This is a genomic window from Nitrosospira multiformis (assembly GCF_900110185.1).
GTDB classification, from domain to species: Bacteria; Pseudomonadota; Gammaproteobacteria; order Burkholderiales; family Nitrosomonadaceae; genus Nitrosospira; species Nitrosospira multiformis_A.
This window is the reverse complement of record NZ_FOCT01000012.1, coordinates 25,786-52,298: the sequence shown is the minus strand read 5'-3', so window position 1 is coordinate 52,298 and position 26,513 is coordinate 25,786. Positions and strand designations below refer to the sequence as shown.

Below are 26,513 nucleotides of genomic sequence, written 5' to 3'. Positions count from 1 at the left end.
CTTCGGGAAATCGACGTGCGAATTATAACGCTTAACCTCAACGGAATACGCTCTGCTGTCAACAAGGGTTTTTTCCGATGGCTGCCTTTGCAGGATGCAGATATCGTCTGCGTACAGGAACTCAAGGCGCAAGTGGGCGATATTACCGGGGAAGTGGTATCCCCGGATGGCTACCACGGCTACTTCCACTGCGCTGAAAAAAGAGGGTATAGCGGAGTGGGCATTTACACACGCCATAAGCCGAGCAGCGTGACCGAGGGAGTTGGCGTACCGGAGATCGATGCGGAGGGGCGTTACCTGCGCGTCGATTTCGGGCAATTGAGCGTCATCTCGATCTATTTTCCGTCCGGTTCCGCGGGTGAACATCGGCAGGCCGTCAAATATTTCTTCATGGAGCAATTTTTTCCCATGCTTAAGAAATTGGCAGCCTGTGGCAGCGAGATTATTTTATGCGGAGACTGGAACATCGCTCACAAGGAAATCGATCTCAGGAATTGGCGTTCCAACCAGAAGAATTCCGGCTTCCTGCCGCAGGAGCGCGCCTGGCTTACCGATGTGTTTCAGGAGCTTGGATTCGTTGATGTCTTCCGCCGGATAAATCCGGACCCGGACCAGTATACCTGGTGGTCCAACCGCGGGCAGGCCTGGGCGAAGAACGTCGGCTGGCGCATCGATTATCAAATCGCCACCCCCGGTATCGCAGCCAAGGCCAGTGCGGTTTCGATTTACAAGACCGAGCGTTTCTCCGATCATTCCCCGCTGATCATTGATTACGATTACAGCTTATCCGCCTGATCCGACGACTTGCCGCGAACCGCCGATAATGCCCGGAAATGCCGCCAGAATGGCTGACCCAGAATAATGTCCGCTACCCTTTCGAGTTGGCTGCACGCTTTTCGCATCTATACTCATCCCCGAGTGCTGGGAATGCTGTTTCTCGGCTTCTCGGCGGGATTGCCCCTGCTCCTGGTGATGGGCACGCTTTCCTTCTGGCTGCGGGAAGCGGGAATCGACCGCTCCACCATCGGCCACCTGAGCTGGATCGGGCTGGCTTACGGCTTCAAATGGATGTGGTCTCCACTCGTGGATCGCCTGCCTTTGCCATTATTGACACGATGGCTAGGCCGGCGCCGCGCATGGCTTTTACTGTCACAAATCGTTATCGCGCTTGCTCTCATCGGCATCGCGCTTACCGATCCACTCCGAAATCTTTCGCATACAGTCTTTTTTGCCCTGGCGGCGGCCTTCGCCTCCGCCACCCAGGACATTGCCCTGGATGCATACCGCATAGAGGCGGTGGCACCCAGGCTCCAGGGCGCAATGGCCGCGACCTATCAAGCGGGGTATCGGCTGGCAATGATTCTGGCTTCCGCCGGCGCGCTGTGGATAGCCGCCGCCGCAGGCTCATCAACAAACATCTACGACTACGCGACCTGGCGCATCGCTTACCTGAGCATGGCCACCTGCATGTCGGTAGGGATCGTCACTACGCTCATCATCCGCGAGCCGGAGGTTCCCATCACCCGCCTGATTTCAGAAAATGAAGATCGCGCGAGGGCCGCCATTGCGCATTGGCGGATCAGCACGACGCTCAAGCAGATGCTGGCCTGGCTGTATGGAGCCGTGATCGCCCCTTTCCGCGACTTTATCGTCCGCTATGGCGGCCAGGCCCTGCTGATTCTCGCCCTGATCGCGGTCTACCGCATTTCCGACGTGGTAATGGGTGTCATGAGCAACCCTTTCTACGTCGATATGGGGTATACGAAAGACGAAGTGGCGACGGTTTCCAAGGTCTATGGCGTCCTCATGACTATCGCGGGCGCAGCGCTGGGTGGCGTTCTGACAGCAAAAATCGGCATCATGCGCACACTGTTTCTGGGAGCGGTTTTGTCCGCGGCAACCAATCTGCTGTTTGTCTGGCTGGCAGCACGCGGGCATGACTTGACTGGCCTGATCTTCACCGTATCGGCGGATAATCTCTCAGCCGGGATAGCATCCTCCGCTTTTATCGCTTATCTTTCCGGCCTGACCAATTCCGCCTATTCCGCTACCCAATACGCCCTGTTCAGTTCAGTGATGCTGTTATTGCCGAAATTTATCGCCGGATTCAGCGGAGACTTCGTGGATGCTTACGGTTATGCCAGCTTCTTTACCGGCACTGCGCTGCTCGGCCTGCCAGTGCTGGTTCTGGTCTGGCTGGCGGGCCGTGCAAGATTCGAGCGCGCGGAATCTCCGGGGAATTGAAGTTTTTCCGGAAAACAGCCTTCACGAAATGCCTATTTCTGCTGTTCGAACCGGTAAAAAGCTAACATTCCCAGCAAGTTGGGCATGAACGTGATCTGGTAGTTTCCGCTCATTACCCTGCGCTCGAGAATGCGTGCGCCGTGCTGGCCGCAGAATTCCTCGAAATCACCCAGAGTGCAGTTATGAATATTGGGAGTATCGAACCATTGATAGGGCAGTGCTTCGGAAACCGGCATATGACCGGAAAGCACCTGCAAACGGTTTTTCCAATAACCGAAATTGGGGAATGACACGATGCCTTCCTTGCTTACACGGAGCATTTCCTTGATGATGTTCTCGGTATTTTTTACAGCCTGCAGGGTTTGCGAGAGCACCACGTAGTCAAACGACCCCGATTCAAAACTCTGCAAGCCGGACTCCAGGTCGCTCTGGATCACATTCACGCCGTTATTGAAGCAGGCCAGGACGTTGGCATCATCAATTTCCACCCCGTAGCCGCGCGAGCCACGGGAGTCCCGCAAAAAACGGATGAGTGAACCGTCCCCGCAACCCAGATCGAGTACCTTGGACCCCGGTTTGACCCATGCTGCAATGAGAGCAAAATCGGGCCGGGCAGCATTAAGCGATGAATTCATGCCAGGGGATTTCTTCATACGACAACGTTATCCATGTAAGCCCGCACCAGCCTGTGATAATGCCGATCCTCCATGAGGAACGAGTCGTGACCATGGCTGGATGTAATTTCGGCATAACTGACGTTCAGTTCGTTGTCCAGCAGCGCCCTTACGATGGCGCGCGAGCGCTCCGGGGAAAAACGCCAGTCGGTAGTAAACGACAGCACCAGGAAATTCGCCTTGGCGAATCGGAATGCAGCGCTCAGGTCGTTGTTGTGCTGGAAGGCAGGGTCAAAATAGTCTAATGCCTTTGTCATCAGCAGATACGTGTTCGCATCGAACTGGCTGGCGAATTTATCTCCCTGATAACGAAGATACGATTCTATTTCGAACTCCACATCGTAACCGAAGGCAAGTGCTCCATTCCGCAGTTCCCGGCCGAATTTGGCGGCCATCGAGTCGTCCGAGAGGTAGGTGATATGCCCCAGCATGCGCGCCAGGCGTAATCCTCGCCGCGGAATGACGCCGTGTGAATAATAGTCGCCGCCATGGAAATCAGGGTCGGTAATGATAGCCTGGCGTGCCACGTCGTTGAATGCGATGTTCTGCGCAGTCAACTTTGCAGCCGCGGCGATGACCAGCGCGTGGCGCACCCTCTCGGGAAAATCAAGTGTCCACTGCAAAGCCTGCATTCCGCCAAGACTACCGCCAGTAACAGCGGCAAACTGATCGATGCCCAGATAATCGGCAAGGCGGACCTGTGTCTGTATCCAGTCTTCCACTGTCACAACCGGAAAATTCGGGCCGTAACACTTTCCGGTCCTGACATCGATACTCGCCGGGCCGGTGGATCCATGACAACCGCCCAGGTTGTTTACCCCGATTACGAAAAATTTCTGGGTATCGATCGATTTGCCCGGCCCGATCATATTGTTCCACCAGCCGGCACTCTTGGGGTTATCGTCGTAAAGGCCGGCGAGATGATGGTTTCCTGAAAGGGCGTGGCATACCAGTACGGCATTTGACCGCGCCGCGTTGAGCTCCCCATATGTTTCGTACACCAGCTCGTAGCTGTCGAGCACCGCGCCGCTTTTCAAATGCAGAGGCGTGTCAAAACGCGCAACCTGCGGAGTAACAGTATTGAATGAATTCGAATCTTGCATGAGCATGAAAAAGGTCAAAAGGCTGACGTCACGATTTGTTCCTTCCCGAGCTCGGTCTCCAGAAAATTAAAACCCGGCTTTGCACAGGAATTCCCCTTTCAAATAATCGCATCGCCTCATTGTAACCGGCAATTATAGTCGTACACGCTGCTCATATGCATTGGCATTCTGTGAAATGGAGCAGGGAACCGCTCGTTCAAACGTTGAGCTTCGCCAGTAGTGCGTGAATTTTTTCCGGATCAGCGGTTTTCAGTATTTTTTGCGTGATCGGAATGAGGTCGGGGAGATTTGCGCGCAAGACTTCACGTTTTACGGTCAGCAGTTGGGCGGGGTGCATGGAAAACACCCGTAAGCCAAAACCAAGCAGCAGACGGGTAAATATCACGTCGCCGGCGATCTCGCCGCACACGGATACGGGTATGCCCACCCGGTTCGCGCTGCGTATGACATGCGCGACCAACCGCAGCACCGCAGGATGCAGCGAATCATAGAGGTACGCGACACTGTCATCGGCACGATCTATCGCCAACGTATACTGAATGAGATCATTAGTGCCGATTGACAGAAAATCGAGCTTGCGCATGAAAATGTCAAGACTCAGCGCAGCCGCAGGAATTTCTATCATTCCTCCCACCTGCACTTTTTCGTCAAAAGGAATTTTTTCGTTACGCAGGCTTTGTTTGGCGCTCTCGATCAAATGCAGCGTCTGCGTTATTTCAGCAACGTTGGAAAGCATCGGCACCAAAATTCGGATCTGCCCATAGCGCGAGGCGCGTAAAATAGCGCGCAACTGGATATTGAACATGTGGGGCTCGGCCAAGCTCAACCGGATGGCGCGCAGCCCCAGGGCAGGGTTCGCGGCTACCCGTTTGGCATGGTCGAGGTTCTTGTCCGCACCAAGATCGAACGTACGCACCGTTACCGGCATTCCCCGCATTTTTCGCGCCACGGTTCGATAAGCTTCGAATTGCTCTTCCTCATCGGGCAAGCTGTCCCGATTGAGGAACAGGAATTCGCTCCGAAAGAGGCCGACGCCGGTCGCTCCATTTTCTTTGACCTGATCGACGTCCTGCGGCAACTCGATATTTGCATACAGTTCCACTACCGTGCCATCCAGCGTCGCCGCGACTGTCGTCCTCAAGCGCTTGAGTTTCTGTTTTTCCAGTTCCAGCTCGCTCTGGCGCAGCCGATATTCCGCAAGCACATGCTCGTCCGGGTCTACGATGACCACACCCTGGTTGCCATCCACGATCAGAACGTCATTTTCCCGGATGAGGCGGCGGGCATGGTGAAGCGCGACGACGGAGGGGATGTTCAGGCTGCGAGCGACAATGGCGGTATGCGAAGTCAGGCCGCCAAGATCCGTCAGGAATGCAGTAAACGAATGCTGCTTGTATTGAAGCACATCGGCCGGACTCAAGTCGTGCGCTACCAGGACACTGTCGCCATCCCGCTTTTGTGAAGGGGGAATATATCCCGGATGCCCCAGCAATACCTTGAGAACGCGCTCCACCACCTGGATGACGTCCGTTTTACGTTCGCGCAGATAAGGGTCTTCTATTTCCTCGAACTGCGCCATCAATACTCCCATCTGCTGGGTAATGGCCCACTCGGCATTACACTGATTCTGGGCAATATACGCTTTTGCCGCAGTCGAGAGCGTGGGATCATCCAGAATCATCCGATGCAACTCGAGGAACGCTTCGTATTCGGCGGCTGCGGGACCGCTGACGACGGTGTCGTGCAATGCCTGAAGCTCTTCGCGAACGGTTGTGAAAGCGGTGTCCAGCCGGGAGATTTCATTGGTGACCTGATCCTCGGGCAGGACGTGGTGGGCGACCTCCAGCGCGGCATGAGACGCAAGATGAGCATGGCCTATGGCGATACCTCCCGAAACGCCCACGCCATGCAGTACAAAGCTCATTCGCTTTCTCCGAAGCGATCCTCAATCAGTTGTACCAAGGCCTGCATTGCCTCAATCTCGTCTTCACCCGCGGTTTCAATGACCAGAGTCGCGCCCTGGTTCGCCGCCAGCATCATGACGCCCATGATGCTTTTTGCGTTGACTTTGCGATCGTTTCGGGACAACCACACATCGCTCCGGTACCGGCTGGCCAACTGGGTGAATTTGGCGGAAGCACGGGCGTGCATCCCCAGTTTGTTCAGGATCTTGATCTCTTTATATTGCATTTATCAACTTGGGTTTATACGAAAAACACCGTCCCGTCCGCCTGCCAGCGCCTTCTCCGCCACCGATTCCAACGGCTCGGTGCGATAGGTAAGTGCACGCACCAGCATGGGCAGATTCGCTCCCGCAAGACATATCACCCTTTCTGTGGAAGCAGCGAGCCGGGTGGCTATATTGCACGGGGTTGCGCCGCAGATGTCGCTCAATACCAGCACGCCCTCGCCGCTATCCAGTTCTCTTATCGATCCCACTGCTTCTGAGAGGATAACGTCAGGATCATCCTGAGGATGAATGGCGATATGCGCCAAGTCCGGCAATTTCTTTCCCATCACGTGATTGGCGCTCTCGACAAGACTCTCGCCCAGATTACCGTGAGAAATAATTAAAATCCCGATCATGTTCTGCCCTGCTATATTGAGTATCAGAGGGTTGAAAACATTTTAGCATTGTCGCAGATCCTTCGGGCTCAAGCGCCTCGTTACCTGCGCCCCGTTGCCATCGGACAATGTCCATCATCACGATAGAGATTCTTCCGATCTTGATAACACCGCACTTCAAGGAATTATTGAGAAAGTTCCTGGCTTCTGGTAGCCGTGAAGGATGAAGTATGTATGAAGCAAGCAAATCGATAAGTACGGCGATGTTTGCCGCCACAATCTTTTCCAGCGCGTTCCTTTTATTCCTGGTTCAACCGCTCATTTCCAAGTATATTCTGCCGTGGTTTGGAGGTTCGGCAGCAGTTTGGGCGACCTGCATGGTATTTTTTCAAGTCGTACTAATGGCTGGGTATGCGTACTCGGATTGGATTACGCGGCATCTCAAGCCTCCACATCAGATAACGCTGCACGTGACGTTGCTTTCCGTAAGTCTGATCTTTTTACCCATAATACCCGATCCATCCTGGAAGCCTATCGGTACTGAGGATCCCTCGCTGTGGATACTAGTACTCCTGACGAGTACCATCGGCCTGCCCTACTTTCTGGTCTCGACTACCGGCCCGCTTCTTCAGGCGTGGGTGAGCCATACACATATAGGTACTGACGTCTACCGATTCTTTGCATTATCGAATCTTGCCTCATTGCTAGCCCTTATCAGTTATCCATTCCTCATTGAGCCACAAATATCCCTCTATTCCCAAGCTTTTACATGGTCCGGTGCTTACGCATTATTTGCCTCTCTTTGTGCTGCTTGCGGCTTCTATTTCTTTCGCCGCGTGAAACTCCCGCAAACAAAAGCCCATGTTCAGGATCAAAAACCGGAAGATGCACAGAATCCCGGACTGCGAACCTATCTGTTGTGGCTCAGCCTGTCCGGGATAGGCTCATGGCTTTTGCTTGCCATTACCAACCACGTCACCCAGAACGTTGCTGCAATCCCCTTTCTGTGGCTCCTGCCACTTGTTATCTACTTACTTACCTTTGTTCTATGTTTCGAAAGCGACCGATGGTATGTTCGTTCCCGCTTTTTGATCCCCACAGCAGCGCTTCTTGCAATATGCGCTTATGGTTTGCAAGGCGGCATCGGCTACAACGTAAAGACCGCCATCCCCTTGTACACAATCGGTCTGTTCTTCTTTTGCATGTTCGCTCATGGCGAATTAGCTCGAATGCGCCCCGCGACACGTTACTTGACCCGGTTTTACCTCCTGATTTCCATCGGGGGCGCGACGGGCGGAATTATGATCGGCCTTGTCGCTCCGCGCGTCCTTCCGGCGTATTATGAGCTGGGCATCGGGTTCATCATTATTGCCTTGCTGGCGCTTTTTCTCTTTCAGGAAAGAAAGCTGTTAACTGCGGCAACTTCCTTCCTTGCATTGCTCTGCGGATACTTTCTCCTTGTTCAGATATCCGATGATTTCACGGATGTTCGCAAGATGGAACGCAGCTTTTATGGAACACTGCTTACTGTCGATCAAATCGACGAAAATCCGGCGAACAACATTCGGGAACTCCTCCACGGCTCCGTGAAACACGGAGGACAATATCTCGCTCCAGATCGTCGGTTAGAGCCAACAACGTATTATGGCCCAACAGCCGGAATCGGTCTCGCCATCGCACATACCAGATCGGAAGGGAAAAAAGTTGGTGTGATCGGTCTTGGGGCAGGTACACTCGCCGTTTATGGTCGGGCAGGGGATGTTTACCGTTTTTACGAAATCAATCCTCAAGTGATCGAATTAGCCCATAGCGAATTCACTTTTGTGGATGACAGTAAAGCTCGCATCGAAATTGTGCAGGGCGATGCTCGCCTTTCATTGGAAAAAGAGGAGCCGCAAAATTTCGATGTACTTGCCATAGATGCCTTTTCCGGCGATTCTGTTCCTATTCATCTCATTACGCGGGAGGCAGTAGCAGTTTACCTGCGCCACATGAATTCAAAAGGTATCATTGCCTTTCACGTTACTAACACCTTCCTATCACTCGCCCCTGTCGTGCAAAAAATCGCTGCCGATCAGGGGTTGTACTCTGTACTGATCCATGACGACGCAACGAATTCATCGTTACGAAAAACGGATTGGGTGTTAATTGCAAAGGATAAACAAATCTTGCAGACAGAGCCAATGCGAGCCGCCACAAGTCCGATTAAATCAATTTTCGGTCTTTCCACCTGGACTGATGACTTTAATAACCTCTTCGAAGTACTCAAATAGCTTCAGATATCTTTACGCCACCCCTTATAGAGGAGCACCTGTCGCCGCGGTATTGTCTTGCATGATCACAATACCGCGGCTTTTCAATCTTAAAATGGTCTTTTTTCGAGGGCATCCACCATCATTCCCGCCACATTGAAGCCGGTCTGGTCTGAAATTTCCCTCATACCCGTAGGACTGGTGACATTGATCTCGGTGAGATAATCCCCGATGACATCCAGTCCCACCAGCATCAAACCTTCATTGAACAACGCGGGACCGAGTGCCTCGGCAATTTCACGATCCCGCGGGCTGAGTGGCTGGGCGATGCCGGTAGCGCCCACATTCAGATTACCCCGGAATTCCCCAGGCTTCGGAATACGGGCAAGTGTATAAGGGACGGGCTCGCCCGCGATCAACAGGATGCGCTTGTCTCCCTGGGTGATTTCGTGGATATACCGTTGAGCCATGATGGTCTTTGTACCGTAGTGCGTCAATGTTTCTATTATCACCCCGATATTGTGATCCCCCCGGTGAACACGAAACACGCTTGCCCCACCCATGCCGTCAAGCGGCTTGAGAATGATGTCGTCGTGCTCCGCAAGAAAATGGCGAAGCAGGCTTTCGCTTCGCGTCACCAGCGTTTCCACCGCATATTCGGGAAACTTCGCCACCGCAAGCTTCTCGTTATGGTCGCGGATTGCGCGCGCGCTGTTGACGATGCGGGCACCGCGCGTTTCAGCCAGTTCCAGCAAGTAAGTGCTGTAGATATACTCCATATCAAACGGCGGATCCTTGCGCATCAGTACGGCATCGAATTCCTGAAGCGGTATTTCTTCCGGCTCGTCCACCCGATACCACAGCCGTCCCTGAGAGTCCTCACCGGTCAATTCGAGCGTGCGCGCGAAACCGACCGTATTCCCTCGCTGCCAGGCGAGGTCTCCCTGTTGCATCGAGAATAACGTGTGACCCCTTGCTGCCGCCTCGCGCATGATGGCCACGCTCGAATCCTTGCGCGTTTTGATTGAATCGAGGTGATCAAGAACAAAGGCAAATCTCATGAGTTATCAGGGGGATTATATGAGAATGGGATGAAGATGAAGCATCAGGGGCGGGAGAGTGAACAAAACGTGCGTTATCAAACCAAAATGTGTGGGAGGCTGTTATCAGCATAGCATCTGGGGCAGACTGCTTGCCCCTTTCATCAAGCCGGTGCGGTTTTTAACGGACTCCCCCCTGCAGATGAGCCGCTGTCCATTTTCGGGATTCTTTTTCAGGGAAACTTCCCAAGGAAAATCCGGAGAAAATGAATGAATGAGACTGTGCTAAGCCACGACGGCTTCGATTCTCGCCTCACTTTTTTCCAGTTCTTGTGCAGCCGCCAGCAAAGCCAGCCGGGCTATGACGCCATAAGCATAAAATCGATTGGCGCTGCAACCCGGCTGCGCTTCCCGATCCGGTAGAAGACAGGTATCTTCGAATGCCAGCGGTACAAAATGCATACCGGGGGCATTGAGATTCTCGTCGACGCCCCGCTCGGTATGCACCCGATAGAAACCACCGACGACATAGCGATCGATCATATAGATGACGGGCTCCGCCACCGCATCGTCGATATTCTCAAACGTATAAACCCCTTCCTGCACCATGATGTCGGTCACCTGCAATCCTTCTTTTACAACCGCCATCTTGTTGCGCTGTTTCCGGCTGAGTGTGCGTACTTCCGCGCCATCTTTTACGGTCATTATCCCCATTCCGTACGTACCGGCATCTGCCTTCACAATCACGAAGGGGTCTTTCCTGACTCCATACTCGGCATATTTCTCCCGGATCTGGTGCAGGATTTCATCCACCGTATTGGCCACGCAGTCTTCACCCTTTTTTTCGCGAAAGTTGATTTTTCCGCAGGAAGCGAAATAAGGATTGATAAGCCACGGGTCAATACCAATCAGGCTCGCAAACTGCTGCGAGACGTTATCGTAGGCGGTGAAATGATGGGATTTCCGCCGGCTGGTCCATCCCGCATGCAGGGGAGGAATGACCGTCTGCTCGAGATTCCGCAGGACGGCCGGTGTGCCGGTGGAAAGGTCGTTGTTGAGAAGCACGACACAGGGATCGAAATCCTCCAGAACGACCCGATTGCCCTTCCGCTGGATGGGTTCGAGTGTGAGCTTGTTTCCATCGGGCAGGTCGAGCGCAGTGGGTGCGGTGATCTCAGGAAGCAGCGTTCCGATACGGACATGAATGCCGGCGTGCCGCATGATTGCGTGCAAGGTCGCCAGATTTTGCAAATAAAAAATATTGCGCGTGTGACTTTCCGGAATCAGCAATACACTGCGCCCGCCGGTACAGATTTTATCGATTGCCGCCATCATCGCCTGCACGCATAAGGGCATGAATTCGCGGTTTAGATTATTGAAGCCTCCTGGAAACAGGTTGGTATCGACGGGTGCCAGCTTGAATCCGCTATTGCGCAAATCCACGGAGCAGTAAAAAGGCGCAGCATGCGTCTGCCATTCATTGCGCAACCATTGCTCGATCGAAGGCATGGCATTGAGGATGCATCTTTCAAGATCAAGAATGGGGCCGCTCAAGGCAGTATCAAGATGGGGGGTAGGCATGAAGGAAGCGGATATCAACAGGAAACGGCGATTGTAACATCAGGAAAGCAGGGAATAAGCCGCTCCTCCCATAAAGCTGGGACGTGCGGGCAACGTTTGGGGCAGATTATTTCAGTTCGCCCAGGGTACGCAATTCCGGATCGAAAGCGGTCTGGTATTTCTCGGGAAGTCCAGCCACCGCCATGCTCGCTTCATACTCGTCCGGATAAAGGCCGTAGGTGACGATAAACCCGGTCTTGTTCCTGGAAAGGGGAGAAACATAAATATTCGACAAATCAACCAGCGCGCGGGCTCGCACCAGAAACCGCTCTATGCGATCAGGCTGGACATTAGTGGTGGTGTATAGCACGATAGTGTACAGATTCCGGTCCGCCTTGGAGAAAGCTCCGCGGGTCGCCTCGACCCGTTGTTTGAGCAGCTTGTACTCCGCCAGATCGACTCCTGCAATAGTGTTTGCTGCATCTCCGGCGGACTGATCTTCGGCAGAAAGGCCACTTTGTGCAGGCGTGCCTGTCACCGCCGCCTTCCCGCTTCCGGAAGGTGTTTTATCAGTTCCGATCTTGGCGGCAGTTTCCTTATTTGCCTTATCCGTAGCAATCTTATCCGTAGCGGTCTTGGCGGGGGTGTTGCTGACAGGTGGTATCTTTCCCCCGGATTCCTTGTTACTCCCACCGGTGGGAAGCGGAGTGGCGGCGGAAATGGAAGAGGAAGACGGAGCGTTTGCAAGAACGTTTGAGGGAGTGGTCGCGATCGTGGTGGGATGAATCGTGGCAGCGGGAGCAGAGAATGTTGACGGCGCTCCCGCTTCAAGCGGCAAGGAAGCAGAGGCGTTGCCGATGCCTGCCGGTTGAGGATGCGAGGCTTGCCAACCCGCGACACCCAGCACTATCACGACTGCCGCACAGGATGCGGTGCCCGCCCCGGCTATAAGATGTCCCACGAACTCGGGGCGATTGCGCTTGTCCCTCCAATCGGGATGCGGTTTAAGCCCGAGATCCGTTATCATTTTTCTGACATGAACTGCCTCCACGCTCGAAGCTTGCGCAAGAAACGCTGCCATCAGCGACTTGTCGGCGATCATGTTCAGCTGGCGCAACACTCCGCCGGCGGCAACGTCGATCAATCGCAGCGCAGCGGGTGAAAAAATGTCTGGCCCTTCATAGCCTGCGACTGCGCTCATCCGATAGAGCAGATATTCACTCGCGGCTTTGCGATCTAGTAGCTGCAAAACATAACGATGGCGAATCGCTTTTCTGATCTGGGTAAACTGCTGCGAAGCCAGGGTGAGTTCCAGCCCCGGCTCACCCACCAGAACGACCTGCAGCAATTTATGGTGGGATGATGCCCGCTCGTATAACAGCCACAGTGCTTCCAGCGTTTCTGTTGGCAGAGTATGCGCTTCGTCTATCAGCAACACGACTTGCCTGTCACCAACCTGCACGGCGGCGAGAATCTCCTGCAGTTCATCGACATCAGTCGGCGAGGGTGGAAGAACCAGACCCTCTTCCTCCGATTGAAACTTCAATTCGTCCATTATGGAATTCAGTAAAGCTTCCTGCGACGGGTTTTTCTTTGCAGAATAAATAACCCGCATGCTATCGGACAGCCATTTCATCAACGCCTGGCATAGCACGGTTTTGCCGCTACCCGATTCGCCGGTGAGAGCGATCATGCCCTCTTCGCCTTCGCCGCGCGTCAATACATAAATAAGGGCATCCAGAGTTGCGCCTCGCCCTCCTCCTTCATAGAAACAGTCACGATCAGTGGCTGACGATTGAGAAAATGGCTGCCTGGATAAACCGAAATGATCAAGATACATTGCCGCCTCGTTGTCCGATCCGCCTGGAGGATGTGTTCCGTACTAGGGTCGCTTGGCTGCTGTCAAGAACTCTAATCAAGAATTCTGAATAAGATACACTATGGAACATAAAATTCCTCGATGAACCTGATATCCCATCTATACAAACCGGAACGAAACCATCCGGGAGCTTAGCTTCTAAAGGAGTTCAAAGGAGGAGTTCCAAAGGAGCTTTAAACCTTGTATTGATCCCGCATGCTAGGGTATAGTTCGAGTTTCGCCATTTATATCCAAGCGGAAGAGCGCGAACTCATCGTCGCCGCCGAAGGCGCAACCCCCCGGAATCGCTCAGGCGCAGATCATGTCGATCTTGATCCCTGATAACCGCTTGCGAAAAGGCAATCTGGAGAGTGTCAGCATTGGGCTGGCCACCGAAGGGGCAGACGGAGCAGGGAAAATCCTGCCCGTAATCTCTCAGGTAAAAAGGACAGAGGGGTGAGGTCATCAGGCATGACCTCACCTTTTTTTTGGGATATCGATCTGTGAAAACAACTCCTCTAAATCAAACCCACCGCGATATGAACGCCAAGATGGTGGATTTTGGCGGCTGGGACATGCCCCTGCATTACGGTTCGCAGCTTGATGAGCACCACAAGGTGCGCAGCGATGCGGGCATGTTCGATGTGTCCCATATGCTCGCCGTCGACATCGAGGGAGAGGGCGGGCGCGCCTTCCTGCGGCAACTGGTCGCCAACAATATAGACAAACTGACGCAGCCAGGCAAGGCGCTTTACTCCTGCATGCTCAACCCCGACGGCGGAGTAATAGATGATCTTATCATCTATTTTCTGACGGAATCGCATTTCCGGATGGTGGTCAATGCAGGGACCGCCGATAAGGATATGGCATGGATGCTTTCGCAACGCGACCGGATAGCCCCCGGTCTCGAAATCACGCCCCGCAGGGATCTGGCGATGATCGCAGTGCAAGGCCCCAATGCCCGCGCCAAGGTGTGGCAGGTACTCCCGGGCTCGCAGACGGACACTGAGAATCTGAAGCTGTTCCAGGCAGCCTTTTTTGACAAGTATTTTATCGCCCGCACAGGTTACACCGGCGAAGACGGTTTCGAGATTACGCTTCCCGCAACCGACGCCATGAATTTCTGGAATAAACTCCACGCCGCGGGAGTGGCCCCCGCAGGCCTGGGTGCAAGAGATACCCTGCGGCTCGAAGCAGGCATGAACCTTTACGGGCAGGATATGGATGAAACCATCAACCCCCTGGAAGCGGGGCTGGGCTGGACGGTGGATTTGAAGAGCGATCGCGACTTCATCGGCAAGCAGGCGCTTCTGGACAAGCCGGTCACCCAGCAACTGACCGGCCTGGTGTTGTTGGATCGCGGGGTATTGCGCAGCCATCAGAAGGTGGTTACACAAAACGACGGAGGCGAGGGTGAAATTACCAGCGGAGGCTTTTCGCCCACACTCAATCAGTCGATCGCCTTGGCGCGCCTGCCCCTGGGCGTATCTCCCGGAGACGAAGTTCAGGTCGTCGTTCGGGATAAACAGTTGAAAGCGAAGGTCGTGAAATATCCTTTCGTCCGCAATGGCAAGATTCTCGTTTGATGAAACGGCAAAGCACTATCATTTAATTCTGGAGCAAAGACATGAGTATTCCGAATGATTTGAAATACACGAAATCCCATGAATGGGTGCGTCTCGAAGATGACGGCACGGCAACTATCGGTATTACCCAACATGCTCAGGAGTTGCTGGGGGACATGGTATTCGTTGAAACTCCCGCAGTGGGCCGCCAACTCAAGCAAGGCGATGAATGTGCCGTAGTTGAATCGGTAAAGGCGGCAGCCGATGTTTACGCGCCGATTACGGGAGAAGTCACCTCCGCCAATCCCGAGCTCGCCTCCGCTCCGGAAAAAATCAACCAGGACGCCTATGCGGCCTGGCTTTTCAGACTGAAACCGGCAAACACCGCTGACCTGGAAAAATTGCTCGATTCTGCCGGATACCAGAAACTGCTCGAAAGCGAAGATCATTAATCAAATCACTTGAGGGAAATGGAACGGGATTTTTCTCCCGCCGTCATTTCGCCTGCCTTTTACGCCTCACCGATGATTCACGGAACAAATCATGCCGTTCATTCCACATACTGAAGAAGATATACAAGCCATGCTCGCGAGCATCGGCGCAAACAGCATCGATGAGCTGTTCGATGAGATTCCACCCGCGCTGAAAACCGGCAGCCTGAAGCGAGTGCCGCCCGGTTTGAGCGAAATGGAAATATCGCGTTTGATGCTGGAGCGCGCCGAGCAGGATGGACGCTACCTGAACTTCATCGGCGCGGGCGCTTATGAGCACCACATTCCAGCGGCTGTCTGGCAGATTGCCACGCGGGGGGAATTCTACTCCTCTTATACGCCCTATCAGGCGGAGGCCAGCCAGGGCACCCTGCAATTGCTCTATGAGTACCAGACGATGATGGCATCGCTGACGGGGATGGATGTTTCCAACGCCAGCATGTACGACGGTGCCTCGGCCCTGGCGGAAGCTGCCCTGATGGCCGTGCGTTCGCACCGGACCTCGCGGCGGATTTTGATCCCGCAGACCGTTCACCCGGTCTACCGCAGTGTGGTTCGCGCCATTGTCAAGAACCAGGGAATTGAGGTGGTGGAGGTTCCCTACGACAAGCTTTCCGGACAGACTTCGCTGGACGGGCTGAAAAACTTTGGCAACGAAGAATTCGCAGCGCTCGTGATTCCCCAGCCGAACTTTTTCGGCGTGCTCGAAGATGTCGATGCACTCACCAGCTGGGCTCAGAGCAGGGATGCTTTTGCCATCGCCGTTGTGAACCCCATGGCCCTGGCAATGCTGACTCCACCCGGCGAATGGGGGGAGAAAGGGGCAGACATTGCCGTCGGCGAAGGACAGCCATTGGGCATTCCCTTGTCCAGTGGAGGACCGTATTTCGGTTTTATGGCCTGCAAGCAGCCCCTGGTTCGCCAGATGCCGGGCCGCATTATCGGTCGCACGACGGATCAGGAAGGTAGCGATGGCTTCGTGCTTACGCTCCAGGCGCGGGAACAGCACATCCGGCGATCCAAGGCCACCTCCAATATTTGTACCAATCAGGGACTCATGGTCACGGGGGCAACTATCTACCTGGCCTTGCTGGGCCCGGAAGGCTTGCGCCGCACTGCTGCCGAATCGCATGCAAATACGGCAGCGTTACTGGAAAAACTCGAAAGGCTGAAGGGAGTGAAAAGAGTATTCAGTGGGCCCCTGTTCCATGAAGCGGTTATCTCCCTGCCCCATCCCTCTGCCAGCGTATTGCAGGCGCTCGAGGCCCGGCGGATATTGGGTGGACTCAATCTCAAGGAGTACTATCCGGAACTTGGAGATGCCGTGCTGGTATGCGCAACCGAAACGAAAACGTCCGCGGACATGGAGAAGTACGTCACGCAGCTGGGCGAAGTCATCAGGAATTCATAGCACCGATATCGCATCGGACGTTTAGCAGCCATCCCACATCATAAAGGAGAAACAGTATGGTTACCCTAGCCGGCAATCCCATCAAAGTTGAAGGCACCTTCCCCAAGGTAGGCGACAAGGCACCCGATTTCTCTCTGGTAAACAGGGATTTGAAAGATGTCACCCTGGCCGATTTTGCGGGCAAGAAAAAAGTGCTCAACATTGTTCCCAGCCTTGATACCCCGGTTTGCGCCATGTCCACACGCAAGTTCAACGAGCAGGCCAGCAACATGGAAAACACGGTGGTGTTGATCATTGCCGCCGATCTGCCCTTCGCGATGAGCCGCTTTTGCGACATGGAAGGACTCGACAAGGTGGTGCCGCTTTCCACAATGCGCGGGTCGGAATTCATGAAAAACTACGGGGTGGCGATTACGGACAGTCCTCTTGCGGGTATCACGGCCCGGGCTGTCGTGGTCCTGGATGAAAACGACAAGGTCACCCATGCGCAACTCGTGCCGGAAATCAAGGACGAGCCGGATTATGAGGCGGCGCTGAAGGCACTGGAATCCTGAGCAGGACAGGCGTGTGGAATGGCTCACCTCGGTCGATGAGGCCGGTATCCGGCGCCCGCGGAATGCGTGCCTTCCTTCTCGAGGCTCTGAGGCTCTGAGGCTCTGAGGTACAGGAAGCCGGACTCCTGCGACTCCTGCCTGTCAATATCTTTCAACACATTCACTTAGCAAACACCGGATTGAACCCATGCTGATATTTGAACATTCTCGCCCTGGCCGGCGCAATTATTCCCAATCTCCGAAAGCTGCGGAAGCAACGGATATTCCGGAGAAGCTATTGCGCAAGACCCTGCCGCTGCTGCCTGAAGTTTCCGAGATGGACGCGGTGCGCCACTACACACGGCTGTCGCAAAAGAATTTTTCGATAGACACGCATTTTTATCCGTTGGGTTCCTGCACGATGAAGTACAACCCAAGGGCGTGCAATTCACTTGCGATGCTGCCCCAGTTTCTGGCCCGCCATCCCAGATCGCCGGAAAGTACCGGCCAGGGATTTCTTGCATGCATGTACGAGCTGCAGGAAATTCTGAAAGATGTAACCGGTATGGCCGGGGTAAGCCTTACGCCCATGGCGGGAGCACAGGGCGAGCTGATCGGCATCGCAATGATACGCGCCTATCACGAGTCGCGGGGGGACAACGCCCGAACCGAAATCATCGTTCCGGATGCAGCTCATGGCACCAACCCTGCCACAGCCGTCATGTGCGGCTACAAGGTGGTTGAGATCGCCACCGACAAGGAAGGTAATGTGGACATGGCTGCCCTGAAAGCAGCCGTCGGCCCAAAAACGGCAGGGCTGATGCTGACCAATCCTTCCACGCTCGGTGTATTTGAAGAGAACGTCGCCGAGATGAGCAGGATTGTCCATCAGGCGGGCGGATTACTCTATTACGATGGCGCAAACCTGAACGCCATACTTGGTAAGGTCAAGCCAGGCGACATGGGCTTTGACGTCATTCACATCAATCTTCACAAGACGTTTTCCACCCCGCACGGCGGTGGGGGTCCAGGTTCGGCTCCGGTGGGTGTCGCACCGAGGCTGTTGCCGTTTATGCCCGTACCTATCGTAGCATTTGAAAACGGGACCTATCGCTGGCAAACGGAGAAGGATATACCGCAATCGATCGGAAGACTTTCGGCGCACATGGGTAACGCAGGAGTTCTGTTGCGTGCCTATGTGTACGTACGTCTGCTTGGGGCGGAAGGCATGCATCGAGTGGCCGAGTTTGCGGCGCTTAACGCCAACTACCTGATGGCGGAGCTGCAAAAGGCGGGTTTCGAGATCGCCTATCCCAACCGCAGGGCCAGCCATGAATTTATCGTTACGCTGAAGGACTTGAAGGAGAAAACCGGCGTCACCGCAATGAACCTCGCCAAACGTCTGCTGGATAAGGGTTACCATGCTCCGACGACCTATTTTCCGCTCCTCGTGCCGGAATGCCTGCTGATTGAACCGGCTGAAACCGAATCGAAGGAGACGCTGGACGCCTTCGTAACAGCAATGAAGGAAATCCTGGAGGAAACCCATACGCAGCCGGACCTGGTGAAAAGCGCGCCGCATACCACGCCCGTCCGCCGGCTGGATGATGTAAAGGCCGCACGCGAGTTGGATCTGGCCTGGAAAGCACCCACGCGCAACATAAGCGTAACCAGGACTGAAACCCTCACCGCAATCCCAAGCGTAAGCGTAGCTTAACGATTCAGACCCTTCCCATGCATACACTCATTTGCGGCTCCATCGCCTATGACACCATTATGGTGTTCGGCGATCATTTCAGGAACCATATCCTGCCGGAGAAAATTCATATACTGAACGTTGCTTTCCTGGTGCCAGATATGCGCAGGGAATTTGGCGGCTGTGCCGGCAATATCGCCTACAATTTACAGATGATGGGAGGTTCTCCCCTCATTATGGCAACGGTGGGGGATGATTATCAGCCGTATGCGGAGCGCCTTTCAGGTCTGAATCTGGCGCAAACACATATACGGCACGTGCAAGGCTCATTCACTGCCCAGGCATTCATCACCACGGATCTGGCCGACAACCAGATAACCGCTTTTCATCCGGGAGCAATGAACAGTTCGCATGAAAATCACATCGCTGCTGCAGAAAACGTGAGTCTCGGCATTGTAGCGCCTGACGGGCGCGACGGCATGTTACAGCATGCACGCGAGTTTCATGAAGCGGGCATTCCCTTCATGTTCGATCCGGGCCAGGGATTGCCTATGTTCAATGGCGAGGAGTTGGTCGATTTCATCCACAAGGCGGACTATGTCGCCGCCAACGATTATGAGGGACAGTTGCTGCAGGAACGAACCGGTCTCACGCTGGAGGCGCTGGCGAAACTTGTAAAGGGATTGATTGTCACAAAGGGCGCACAAGGATCGACGGTTTATGCAGATAGTCAACAAATCGAGATCCCGTGCGTTAAGCCGGATAAAGTGGTCGATCCCACCGGTTGTGGCGATGCATATCGGGCAGGCTTGCTCTATGGAATCGCCAAGGGAATGGATTGGCAAAGTGCTGGGCAGCTCGGTTCGCTCATGGGGGCCCTGAAAATCGGCCAGCGTGGGGGGCAGAACCACCGCTTTACCCGGGACGAGATCGACCAGCGCTACTTTGAGGTTTTCGGCAACCGCATTCTATAGAATGAGAGGTCGCAATGAAACAGCACATTTTAGCCATAACCTTCCTCTGCTCATGTGGGGTGCTTTTGAACGGCTGCGTTGCAGGGCAAGGGGGAGGCGACTATGCTCGCGGCGAGGCGCGGCAGGAGCAGAGCGTGCGAACGGGTGTGGTCGAAAGCGTGCGTGAAGTAAGACTGGAAGGCACGCGCAGTGGTATCGGGACAGTAGCAGGAGGTGTCGCCGGTGGAATCGGTGGCGCTCAGATTGCGCATGGGTGGCTCGGCGCCTTGGGAGCCCTTGCCGGAGCAGTAGGCGGAGGTCTGCTCGGCCAGGTGGCGGAGGAAGGTGTAACCGGCCGGAAGGGAGTTGAAATTACGGTGAGACTCGACAATGGTTCCCTTGTTGCCATCACGCAGGCGGCCGACGAAGAATTCAGGCCTGGCGAACGGGTAAGAATTTTATCGGGTGGCGGAGTCTCCCGCGTCACCCATTAGACGTCCCGTTACCCATTAGATGACCTCGAGCATCAGGCAGGATGTGAACCCCAGCTTCCGGTTGCTTGGATTCCCGCGTCCGGAATGCGCTAATATTACGGCATGCCCAACGTTACAACCAGTCTCACCGCCAGCCGGCTGACAAGAGCAGTACGCTGGACTCGCCTTCTGCTTCACATCGCTTCCGGATTGATTCAATCCGCGATCTATCCGCATGTCGGTCAAAGGACGCAGAGACGCATGGCGCAAAAATGGTCAGCGCGGCTTCTTTCAATTCTGGGAGTCAGAGTGCGCCATCAAGGTATATTGCCTGTCGCGGGAACGCAGCGCGTAATGCTGGCTGCCAATCATGTATCCTGGCTGGATGTGTATTCGATTATCAGCGTATGCCCGGCCCGGTTTGTCGCAAAATCTGAAATCCGCGGCTGGCCCCTGTTTGGTTGGCTGAGCAATAATGTGGGCACCTTGTTCATCGAGCGCACGAAGCGCAGAGACACGGCCAGAATAAACGACCACATTGCAGAGGCGCTCAACAACGGCGATTGTGTAGCGATATTTCCTGAGGGCGGCACCAGCGATGGCACCGTACTCCATCATTTCCATGCCTCGTTGCTGCAACCCGCGGTAAGCGTTTCGGCGATGCTGCATCCGGTGGCAATCCGCTATACCGACATGGCGGGTAACATCAGCAAGGCTGCGGCATACTTTCGTATTTCATTACTTGAATCGGTAAGGCAAGTATTGAGCCAGCCGCATATCGATGTCGAACTCGTCTTTACGGAGGCGATCGATAGTCACGGAAAAAACCGGCGGGAGCTTGCGCGCAGCGCGGAACACGCTATTGCCAGTGCCTTGTCGCTCCCCCTGCCCCACAAGCCGTCTGGAAAACCTTCCGATCCTCCAGACGAACAGCCGTAAGGCTGCCTCCCCATAAGCACCCGGTATCGAGCGCCATCAGATTGCTCCTGATCTCAAGACCCAGTGCTGACCAGTGACCGCAGATGACGGTCGCCTTCCGGCTGGCTCGCTCCGGCGCATCGAACCAGGGCAAATAGCCTGGCGGAATGTCCTTGACCGAGCCCTTGTGGGCAAAATCCATTCTTCCATGGGGAGTACAGACTCGCATGCGGGTCATGGCATTGACGATTACACGCAGCCGTTCATATCCGTTGAGGGTTTCATTCCAATGATCCGGCCGGTTCCCGTACATCTGACGGCAGAATTCATGGAATTCACTTCCCCGTAAGGCGCTCTCTACCAGCGCAGCCAGCGCTTGCGCCTGTTCGATACTCCAGGAAGGCAACAGGCCAGCGTGCACCATGACGTAGTTTCCGTCCACATGCAACAGCTTCTGTTGCCGCAGCCAATCGAGCAGCTCATCCCGATCGGGTGCATCGAGGATGTTCTGCAAGGTATCGCTTCGGTTTAGCTCCGCGCACCCTTCCGCAATCATGAGCAGATGCAGATCATGATTGCCCAGTACCATTATTGCGGAATCGTTCAACTCTTTTACGAAGCGCAATACCGAGAGCGAGTCTGGTCCCCGGTTGACCAGGTCTCCCACCAGCCACAACTTGTCTTTCGTTTCGTCGAAACGGACTAGGTCGAGAAGTTCCCGGAATTCCCGATAGCAACCTTGCAAGTCACCGACTGCGTAAATAGCCATGAGATGGAAAGACGATTGCCAACAGGCTGAAGGCAACGAAATAAACCGAGTTACCTTGAAAAAAACAAGGGCGATATGAAACTCTCCCTATCGCCCGCCCCCATCCCGCTCCACCTTCAACTTCTCAGCAGGTCATTTGGACTGGCTGACCATGTAGTCGACTACGGCTTTGACGTCGTCATCAGACAGCCCCGCATTTCCACCTTTGGGTGGCATGGCATTCTTGCCTTTCAATGCGCTGGTATAGAGCGTCTCCGTGCCTGTCTTGATGCGGGGCGCCCATGCTGCATTGTCTCCCACTTTGGGTGCACCGGCGGCGCCGGTGGCGTGACAGGCGGCGCAACTGGCGGTGTAAATTTTCTTGGCTTTTTCCGCCGGGTCTTCCGCCGCAGGAGCGGCGCTGGCGGTTGCCGGAGCGGGCGGAGCCACGACTGCGCCTTCCCCTGTTTGCGCCGTAGGCTGGGTGGAATCGCCTGCAATGATCAAGTTGCCCACTGGATGAAGACGCTTCGCTACGGCCTCTTCCGAAAAAGCAGGACTGCTTGGATCCACCGAGCTTTCGCCGATGGCAAACCGCCCGATGAGTGATAAAACAACGATTGGAACTATGAAAGCGGCCAGGACGACAACAATCAACTGACCCGGTGTCTGGATAGGCGTGGAATGCCCCTCGTCTTCAACGTCGCTCACAATAACTCCCCAGTAATAAACGTTAAAAACGTTTATTGTATAGATTCATGTATTCAAGCAAAAGCGGTTTTATTCAGGTTGGACGGAGGGGTTAAAAAGCGTTATCCTATGCGCCCGATTCAAAAATGCCTTCCATCCGCGCCCATAGCTCAGCTGGATAGAGTACCGCCCTCCGAAGGCGGGGGTCACACGTTCGAATCGTGTTGGGCGCGCCATTCTTGTTTCACCTATAGTTCGAACACATTGAGTGTGCGTATGCACGATGCGCCCGGATGCGGATTTCACCTTCCATCGATTTCGCCTTGCGTTCGGGATCAACCTCTCACCGGACGCGCTACTGCTTTGCCTCGGAATATTGATAAATAAGTTTTATACGCAAGATGCGGGAGTAAAAGGTGAATTGGCATCCGTATCCAATGACTGCGGAGATACAGCAACGTACGGGCTGCCAGTGCACGCCTGAAATGCTTGTCCGGATGTAGTGGAAATAACGCTTGTGGAACGAGGTAATGCATGATCATCCTTGAAAGCGCAGTAGGCTTTTCATTCAGATCATTTTCCAGATTTTCAGGGATCGGCGTTTGAAAAATTAAACGGCTGAAGTACACCCCATAAAAAAGGAATCGACCAAGATTCAACTGATTTGCCCGTTCTGTTAATTTTTTCCAGAAGTCCTGTTCATTTTTGCTGAAAAACAGCAATAGATCGTGAATATCGAGCAAATCGCGTAAATCATCTGCAAGCTCATTATTCTGGAACAAGTTAACCGCGCTATGTAGCACCATGTCAGCCGGGCAAAAAATTCTGTAGCCGGAATTGCCAACTGCCACAGCAGCGCTAAATAGCGAACTGGTATTTATTTCCAATCTGCTTGTCGGCGGGGAGATCGTGTGGTGGATATCAACCTCCGTTTCTCGTTCAGCATGAGCTAACGGCGGTATTTCATGGCTCCATGCCCGATAATAATGTTCATCATAGGCGGAAAGCTTATGGTGATTCACCCATCCTTTCTTCCTCAGTATTGATTCAACGTGTGATAACCGGTCTTTTGGAACTAGAATGTCAAGATCAACATAAATTCGACCGCCTGATTCAGGCAATCCAGCAAGAGAATAAGCGACTCCCTTCAGCACGATGACTGGTGCATCCGTATCCTTTAGTGCCCAGGAAATTCGATTCAATTCCCAATGTGCGACTTGCTGGAGTCTCTTTGCCTGGATAAGGCTTGATTGCAGTAGATTGGCTGCTCGTAATGGAATCTGATCCAGAAGTCCCCTATTTTTGAGATCTATCGCTAGGCGTGCCAGCAGTTTCACCCTTCTCGTCAATCGCAATAACAGCTCCCATTCCGCCGCATTGTATTCAACCAGAGACGCAGGATTAATAACCGCGTTCAATAAGAGCCGGTGGTGCGCCGGCGGCTTATATGTCATCAGTCAATGCATTCATGGCGGTTAATGCAGCGTCAAAATCCGAATAGATCAGTTTATAGCAGCGGCAGCTTCTTATGAGGTGGGTAACAGCCTGGAAACCGGTCTCGCCCAACACCTCATAATTGAACGAGTTGCTGGCTAAAAGTAGAAACGCTTCTGAACCAGGAAGAGGATCTAGTCTGAGCGGGGCATAAGGCACCCATTTGGGGAATATAATCCAGTTTGCTTTTGCGGTTTCGCCGGAGCGCGCGATACTTTCATTAGGAGGACGAACATGCGTAATAGTCCCTTTGTGCGTATTTCTTATTTCAGGTCCAAGAGTTGCTTCCGGCAGGTAATTTCTTATGACACGGATAGATTCATTCTTGAGTGGCATCAATCTTGGGAGGGGTAAAAAAATTTCGCGACCCGGATCCATCAACCCAAACTCATCCGAAAACAACCGATATCCCCGATGCACCAAGGCTGTACATAACGTGGTTTTGCCGCTACCTGGCCAGGCAGGAAGCAGCACTGCGTAACCATTTCTTTCAACTATGGCTGAATGGAATAATAATAAATGATTGATCCGTGTCGCAATGGCGAGATTGATGCCCCACTCAAGTGCCGCAAGCGCTTGTTCTGCGGGAAACGGCGGAAATAACGAGCGTCCATCGAGAAAAAAACGAGCATACGGAGAGAATGGTTTTTTTATGAGACGTGCTGGACTGATCTGCACGTGAAACTCGGCGAGATCACGCTCCACCAGTTGATAATTTTCATAGAGATTGTATAGATGCGCCGCTAGCGTCGAAAACCCTGTGCGAATTTGCACATTGAAGGGACCCATCTTGACTCTGAGCCCCGGATTTGAGAGCAGCAAAAAAAATTGTTTAAACGGGATTTGGCCCACTGTAGTGTCGAAGATTCTCACTCCATCTTCTTGATCAGACCCAGTTCGTCAAAACGATGTAGAGTCTTCATGATGTGCCATAAAAAATTCTGATCGTATGGCACCTGAAACTGTTCAGATAAAAATCTGCAGATATCATCTGCTGATGCAGGGGACTGATCAAGACTCGAAATAATTTGCAATCCCATCTGATTCAGAAAATGAGTTTTTCCAGATCCAGGTTGGAATACGGTGAATTCCTCATCCCATGCTTCAACCCGCAGGGATGAAAATCCGGTCGACCGCCAGCAGACTTTAGAAGTCACCTGCTTTTAGAGAGTCCGTTATCGAAATCAGGTGTAATTTATGTGGTGATGGTTGAGATACTGCTTAACTTCGGTCCGACAGAACTCCAAGCAGTTGCAGACACTAGAATTCCACCACCGTTTCTGCATGCTGTAGCTTGAGCTTGCAGATCCGGAGCGCCATTTGCATCGGTTATCGGATTGATGGTGGCGGTTGGACTGGTTCCAAGATCAACAGGAATAGTGTTGGCACTCCCATCTGAGCTTGGATGGACACAATATAAATCCCCATTTTCCTTCATTGCGCTATTTATATCTTCGGTGGGTCCTACGAGATTGCTCGTACGCGCAAGCGCGGCCCCACTGTGCAGAGTCATGATTATGGGAACAGCTACTGTACCTTTCAGCAGACGCCTCCTGCTTGGTTCAGGCAAATTGCCAGCTTGTTCTTTCAATGTGAGCGGCTCTAATTGTTGTTTATTTGATTGCTTTTCAGACATGAGATTGGCCTCTCGCGATATGTAGAGTAGAGTGCACTTGGGACCGTATGCTTGTACTCATCAATTTTCTGAACATTGCTTCTGAACACTGCCCTTGATAAATACAGTATAACTAATTCCAGGAAACAATAGCACATACTTGTTAAGTTAGGAACTACTATAATTATATGTACTTGTCAAGAAAAAATATTCCGTAGTCGAAATTCTGACCTCCCGGCACTCAATCTTTGTTAAGCAAAATCTATGGTGATAAAAATATCATTTGCTTTTCATAACCTTAGAAAGGCCTATATAGAACAGACAACTACTTTGGAAATATTTTCGACATGATCACAAGGAGGAGCAAGCGGGGAATAGTAGGAGGTTTCCGGTAGCGAAAGGAGGGGTAAAAATTGTGGTGTTCGAGCCCCAAGTTGTTGGGGTAATTCTTTAATGCACATTCGAATTGGAAATGTAGCATTTCCCGTTTTCGCAGCAGTTTCCCATAAATCACTCGGCCTTTCTTAATTGAGGTATCTAGGGCTTGATGGGAGAAGCGCTTCAAAGAGATTCCTAAGGCTCAATGACCTGAACTGATTGCAGCATTACTGGGGAGCGTAGCGAAAGATG

The 26,513-nt window shown here is 53.4% G+C and carries 25 protein-coding genes, 1 tRNA gene and 2 riboswitches; of the genes, 12 read left to right on the top strand and 14 right to left on the bottom strand.

Annotated elements, in window-relative coordinates; all coding sequences use genetic code 11:
• Positions 1–15 precede the first annotated feature (15 nt).
• Positions 16–795 carry an exodeoxyribonuclease III gene (locus BMY01_RS13050; RefSeq protein WP_074748136.1) on the top strand — a complete coding sequence of 260 codons (780 nt, stop codon included), beginning with the start codon at positions 16–18 and terminating at the stop codon, positions 793–795.
• 66 nt (positions 796–861) lie between these two features.
• Positions 862–2,244 (top strand): AmpG family muropeptide MFS transporter, encoded by a 1,383-nt coding sequence (locus BMY01_RS13045; protein WP_074748133.1) that lies wholly within the window; start codon positions 862–864, stop codon positions 2,242–2,244.
• 32 nt (positions 2,245–2,276) lie between these two features.
• Here BMY01_RS13045 and metW read toward each other — a convergent pair whose 3' ends face one another.
• From metW to BMY01_RS13020, 5 genes are all read right to left on the bottom strand, one after another.
• On the bottom strand, positions 2,277–2,897 hold the full coding sequence (gene metW / locus BMY01_RS13040; protein ID WP_081353925.1) for a methionine biosynthesis protein MetW: 621 nt from the start codon (positions 2,895–2,897) through the stop codon (positions 2,277–2,279).
• Complete coding sequence (gene metX, locus BMY01_RS13035; RefSeq protein WP_074748130.1) at positions 2,894–4,027, bottom strand: homoserine O-succinyltransferase MetX; 1,134 nt, start codon at positions 4,025–4,027, stop codon at positions 2,894–2,896. The genes metW and metX overlap by 4 nt, the downstream gene beginning before the upstream one ends.
• Before the next feature lie 190 nt (positions 4,028–4,217).
• Positions 4,218–5,945 (bottom strand): phosphoenolpyruvate--protein phosphotransferase, encoded by a 1,728-nt coding sequence (gene ptsP / locus BMY01_RS13030; RefSeq protein WP_074748127.1) that lies wholly within the window; start codon positions 5,943–5,945, stop codon positions 4,218–4,220.
• Entirely contained in the window at positions 5,942–6,211 is a 270-nt protein-coding gene (locus BMY01_RS13025; protein WP_074704713.1) for an HPr family phosphocarrier protein, read from the bottom strand. Before BMY01_RS13025 ends, ptsP begins: the two co-directional genes overlap by 4 nt.
• Positions 6,212–6,214: 3 nt before the next feature.
• Positions 6,215–6,607, bottom strand: a complete 393-nt coding sequence (locus BMY01_RS13020) for a PTS sugar transporter subunit IIA (protein WP_074748124.1) — start codon at positions 6,605–6,607, stop codon at positions 6,215–6,217.
• A gap of 209 nt (positions 6,608–6,816) precedes the next feature.
• Here BMY01_RS13020 and BMY01_RS13015 point away from each other — a divergent pair, with 209 nt between their 5' ends.
• The gene (locus BMY01_RS13015; RefSeq protein WP_175463264.1) at positions 6,817–8,859 is read left to right on the top strand and encodes a fused MFS/spermidine synthase; all 2,043 of its coding nucleotides are present in this window, start codon (positions 6,817–6,819) and stop codon (positions 8,857–8,859) included.
• An 89-nt stretch (positions 8,860–8,948) separates the two neighbouring features.
• Here BMY01_RS13015 and gshB read toward each other — a convergent pair whose 3' ends face one another.
• From gshB to BMY01_RS13000, 3 genes are all read right to left on the bottom strand, one after another.
• A complete protein-coding gene (gshB, locus tag BMY01_RS13010; protein WP_074748121.1) occupies positions 8,949–9,899 on the bottom strand; it encodes a glutathione synthase in 951 nt (316 codons plus the stop codon).
• A 264-nt stretch (positions 9,900–10,163) separates the two neighbouring features.
• Positions 10,164–11,459 (bottom strand): glutamate--cysteine ligase, encoded by a 1,296-nt coding sequence (gshA, locus tag BMY01_RS13005; RefSeq protein WP_074748118.1) that lies wholly within the window; start codon positions 11,457–11,459, stop codon positions 10,164–10,166.
• A 106-nt stretch (positions 11,460–11,565) separates the two neighbouring features.
• A complete protein-coding gene (locus BMY01_RS13000) occupies positions 11,566–13,278 on the bottom strand; it encodes an AAA family ATPase (protein ID WP_074748115.1) in 1,713 nt (570 codons plus the stop codon).
• Between the two features lie 264 nt (positions 13,279–13,542).
• A riboswitch (glycine riboswitch) is annotated at positions 13,543–13,629 on the top strand.
• 21 nt (positions 13,630–13,650) lie between these two features.
• A riboswitch (glycine riboswitch) is annotated at positions 13,651–13,758 on the top strand.
• 41 nt (positions 13,759–13,799) lie between these two features.
• On the opposite strand from BMY01_RS13000, the gene gcvT reads away from it, so the two are divergent.
• The 8 genes from gcvT to BMY01_RS12960 all read left to right on the top strand — a co-directional run bounded on the left by gcvT (position 13,800) and on the right by BMY01_RS12960 (position 21,357).
• A complete protein-coding gene (gcvT, locus tag BMY01_RS12995) occupies positions 13,800–14,882 on the top strand; it encodes a glycine cleavage system aminomethyltransferase GcvT (protein ID WP_074748322.1) in 1,083 nt (360 codons plus the stop codon).
• 41 nt (positions 14,883–14,923) lie between these two features.
• A complete protein-coding gene (gene gcvH, locus BMY01_RS12990; protein ID WP_074748113.1) occupies positions 14,924–15,313 on the top strand; it encodes a glycine cleavage system protein GcvH in 390 nt (129 codons plus the stop codon).
• A 91-nt stretch (positions 15,314–15,404) separates the two neighbouring features.
• A complete protein-coding gene (gcvPA, locus tag BMY01_RS12985; protein ID WP_074748110.1) occupies positions 15,405–16,763 on the top strand; it encodes an aminomethyl-transferring glycine dehydrogenase subunit GcvPA in 1,359 nt (452 codons plus the stop codon).
• Positions 16,764–16,819: 56 nt separating this feature from the next.
• Entirely contained in the window at positions 16,820–17,317 is a 498-nt protein-coding gene (gene tpx, locus BMY01_RS12980; protein WP_074704694.1) for a thiol peroxidase, read from the top strand.
• 178 nt (positions 17,318–17,495) lie between these two features.
• Positions 17,496–19,013 carry an aminomethyl-transferring glycine dehydrogenase subunit GcvPB gene (gcvPB, locus tag BMY01_RS12975; RefSeq protein ID WP_302848431.1) on the top strand — a complete coding sequence of 506 codons (1,518 nt, stop codon included), beginning with the start codon at positions 17,496–17,498 and terminating at the stop codon, positions 19,011–19,013.
• 17 nt (positions 19,014–19,030) lie between these two features.
• Positions 19,031–19,966, top strand: coding sequence for a carbohydrate kinase family protein (locus tag BMY01_RS12970; RefSeq protein WP_074748103.1), 936 nt, complete (start codon positions 19,031–19,033; stop codon positions 19,964–19,966).
• Positions 19,967–19,980: 14 nt separating this feature from the next.
• The gene (locus tag BMY01_RS12965; protein ID WP_074748100.1) at positions 19,981–20,439 is read left to right on the top strand and encodes an outer membrane lipoprotein; all 459 of its coding nucleotides are present in this window, start codon (positions 19,981–19,983) and stop codon (positions 20,437–20,439) included.
• Between the two features lie 102 nt (positions 20,440–20,541).
• Positions 20,542–21,357: a lysophospholipid acyltransferase family protein gene (locus BMY01_RS12960; RefSeq protein WP_074748097.1), complete on the top strand. Its 816-nt coding sequence runs from the start codon at positions 20,542–20,544 to the stop codon at positions 21,355–21,357.
• Here BMY01_RS12960 and BMY01_RS12955 read toward each other — a convergent pair.
• Positions 21,278–22,105: a symmetrical bis(5'-nucleosyl)-tetraphosphatase gene (locus BMY01_RS12955; RefSeq protein ID WP_074748094.1), complete on the bottom strand. Its 828-nt coding sequence runs from the start codon at positions 22,103–22,105 to the stop codon at positions 21,278–21,280. The genes BMY01_RS12960 and BMY01_RS12955 overlap by 80 nt on opposite strands.
• 132 nt (positions 22,106–22,237) lie before the next feature.
• Complete coding sequence (locus BMY01_RS12950; protein ID WP_074748091.1) at positions 22,238–22,795, bottom strand: c-type cytochrome; 558 nt, start codon at positions 22,793–22,795, stop codon at positions 22,238–22,240.
• Positions 22,796–22,933: 138 nt separating this feature from the next.
• Here BMY01_RS12950 and BMY01_RS12945 point away from each other — a divergent pair.
• A tRNA-Arg gene (locus BMY01_RS12945) sits at positions 22,934–23,010 on the top strand.
• A 99-nt stretch (positions 23,011–23,109) separates the two neighbouring features.
• Here the strand turns inward: BMY01_RS12945 and BMY01_RS12940 are convergent.
• From BMY01_RS12940 to BMY01_RS12925, 4 genes are read right to left on the bottom strand one after another with little or no spacing between them, the layout of a single operon-like run.
• Complete coding sequence (locus tag BMY01_RS12940; RefSeq protein WP_074748088.1) at positions 23,110–24,228, bottom strand: nucleotidyltransferase domain-containing protein; 1,119 nt, start codon at positions 24,226–24,228, stop codon at positions 23,110–23,112.
• Complete coding sequence (locus BMY01_RS12935) at positions 24,218–25,141, bottom strand: HprK-related kinase A (RefSeq protein WP_254772740.1); 924 nt, start codon at positions 25,139–25,141, stop codon at positions 24,218–24,220. The genes BMY01_RS12940 and BMY01_RS12935 overlap by 11 nt, the downstream gene beginning before the upstream one ends.
• Positions 25,138–25,425 carry an HPr-rel-A system PqqD family peptide chaperone gene (locus BMY01_RS18645; RefSeq protein ID WP_074748082.1) on the bottom strand — a complete coding sequence of 96 codons (288 nt, stop codon included), beginning with the start codon at positions 25,423–25,425 and terminating at the stop codon, positions 25,138–25,140. Before BMY01_RS18645 ends, BMY01_RS12935 begins: the two co-directional genes overlap by 4 nt.
• A 38-nt stretch (positions 25,426–25,463) precedes the next feature.
• Entirely contained in the window at positions 25,464–25,904 is a 441-nt protein-coding gene (locus BMY01_RS12925; RefSeq protein ID WP_074748079.1) for a hypothetical protein, read from the bottom strand.
• Positions 25,905–26,513: the final 609 nt, after the last annotated feature.

Coding starts and splice junctions, on each gene's coding strand:
- BMY01_RS12925 (WP_074748079.1), bottom strand. CDS start 25,904: ATGTCTGAAAAGCAATCAAATAAACAACAATTAGAGCCGCTCACATTG.
- tpx (WP_074704694.1), top strand. CDS start 16,820: ATGGTTACCCTAGCCGGCAATCCCATCAAAGTTGAAGGCACCTTCCCC.
- BMY01_RS13000 (WP_074748115.1), bottom strand. CDS start 13,278: ATGTATCTTGATCATTTCGGTTTATCCAGGCAGCCATTTTCTCAATCG.
- BMY01_RS12965 (WP_074748100.1), top strand. CDS start 19,981: ATGAAACAGCACATTTTAGCCATAACCTTCCTCTGCTCATGTGGGGTG.
- BMY01_RS13015 (WP_175463264.1), top strand. CDS start 6,817: ATGTATGAAGCAAGCAAATCGATAAGTACGGCGATGTTTGCCGCCACA.
- BMY01_RS13025 (WP_074704713.1), bottom strand. CDS start 6,211: ATGCAATATAAAGAGATCAAGATCCTGAACAAACTGGGGATGCACGCC.
- BMY01_RS13020 (WP_074748124.1), bottom strand. CDS start 6,607: ATGATCGGGATTTTAATTATTTCTCACGGTAATCTGGGCGAGAGTCTT.
- gshA (WP_074748118.1), bottom strand. CDS start 11,459: ATGCCTACCCCCCATCTTGATACTGCCTTGAGCGGCCCCATTCTTGAT.
- metX (WP_074748130.1), bottom strand. CDS start 4,027: ATGCTCATGCAAGATTCGAATTCATTCAATACTGTTACTCCGCAGGTT.
- gshB (WP_074748121.1), bottom strand. CDS start 9,899: ATGAGATTTGCCTTTGTTCTTGATCACCTCGATTCAATCAAAACGCGC.
- BMY01_RS12940 (WP_074748088.1), bottom strand. CDS start 24,228: ATGACATATAAGCCGCCGGCGCACCACCGGCTCTTATTGAACGCGGTT.
- BMY01_RS12960 (WP_074748097.1), top strand. CDS start 20,542: ATGCCCAACGTTACAACCAGTCTCACCGCCAGCCGGCTGACAAGAGCA.
- BMY01_RS12970 (WP_074748103.1), top strand. CDS start 19,031: ATGCATACACTCATTTGCGGCTCCATCGCCTATGACACCATTATGGTG.
- ptsP (WP_074748127.1), bottom strand. CDS start 5,945: ATGAGCTTTGTACTGCATGGCGTGGGCGTTTCGGGAGGTATCGCCATA.
- BMY01_RS13045 (WP_074748133.1), top strand. CDS start 862: ATGTCCGCTACCCTTTCGAGTTGGCTGCACGCTTTTCGCATCTATACT.
- gcvH (WP_074748113.1), top strand. CDS start 14,924: ATGAGTATTCCGAATGATTTGAAATACACGAAATCCCATGAATGGGTG.
- gcvPA (WP_074748110.1), top strand. CDS start 15,405: ATGCCGTTCATTCCACATACTGAAGAAGATATACAAGCCATGCTCGCG.
- BMY01_RS12955 (WP_074748094.1), bottom strand. CDS start 22,105: ATGGCTATTTACGCAGTCGGTGACTTGCAAGGTTGCTATCGGGAATTC.
- metW (WP_081353925.1), bottom strand. CDS start 2,897: ATGAAGAAATCCCCTGGCATGAATTCATCGCTTAATGCTGCCCGGCCC.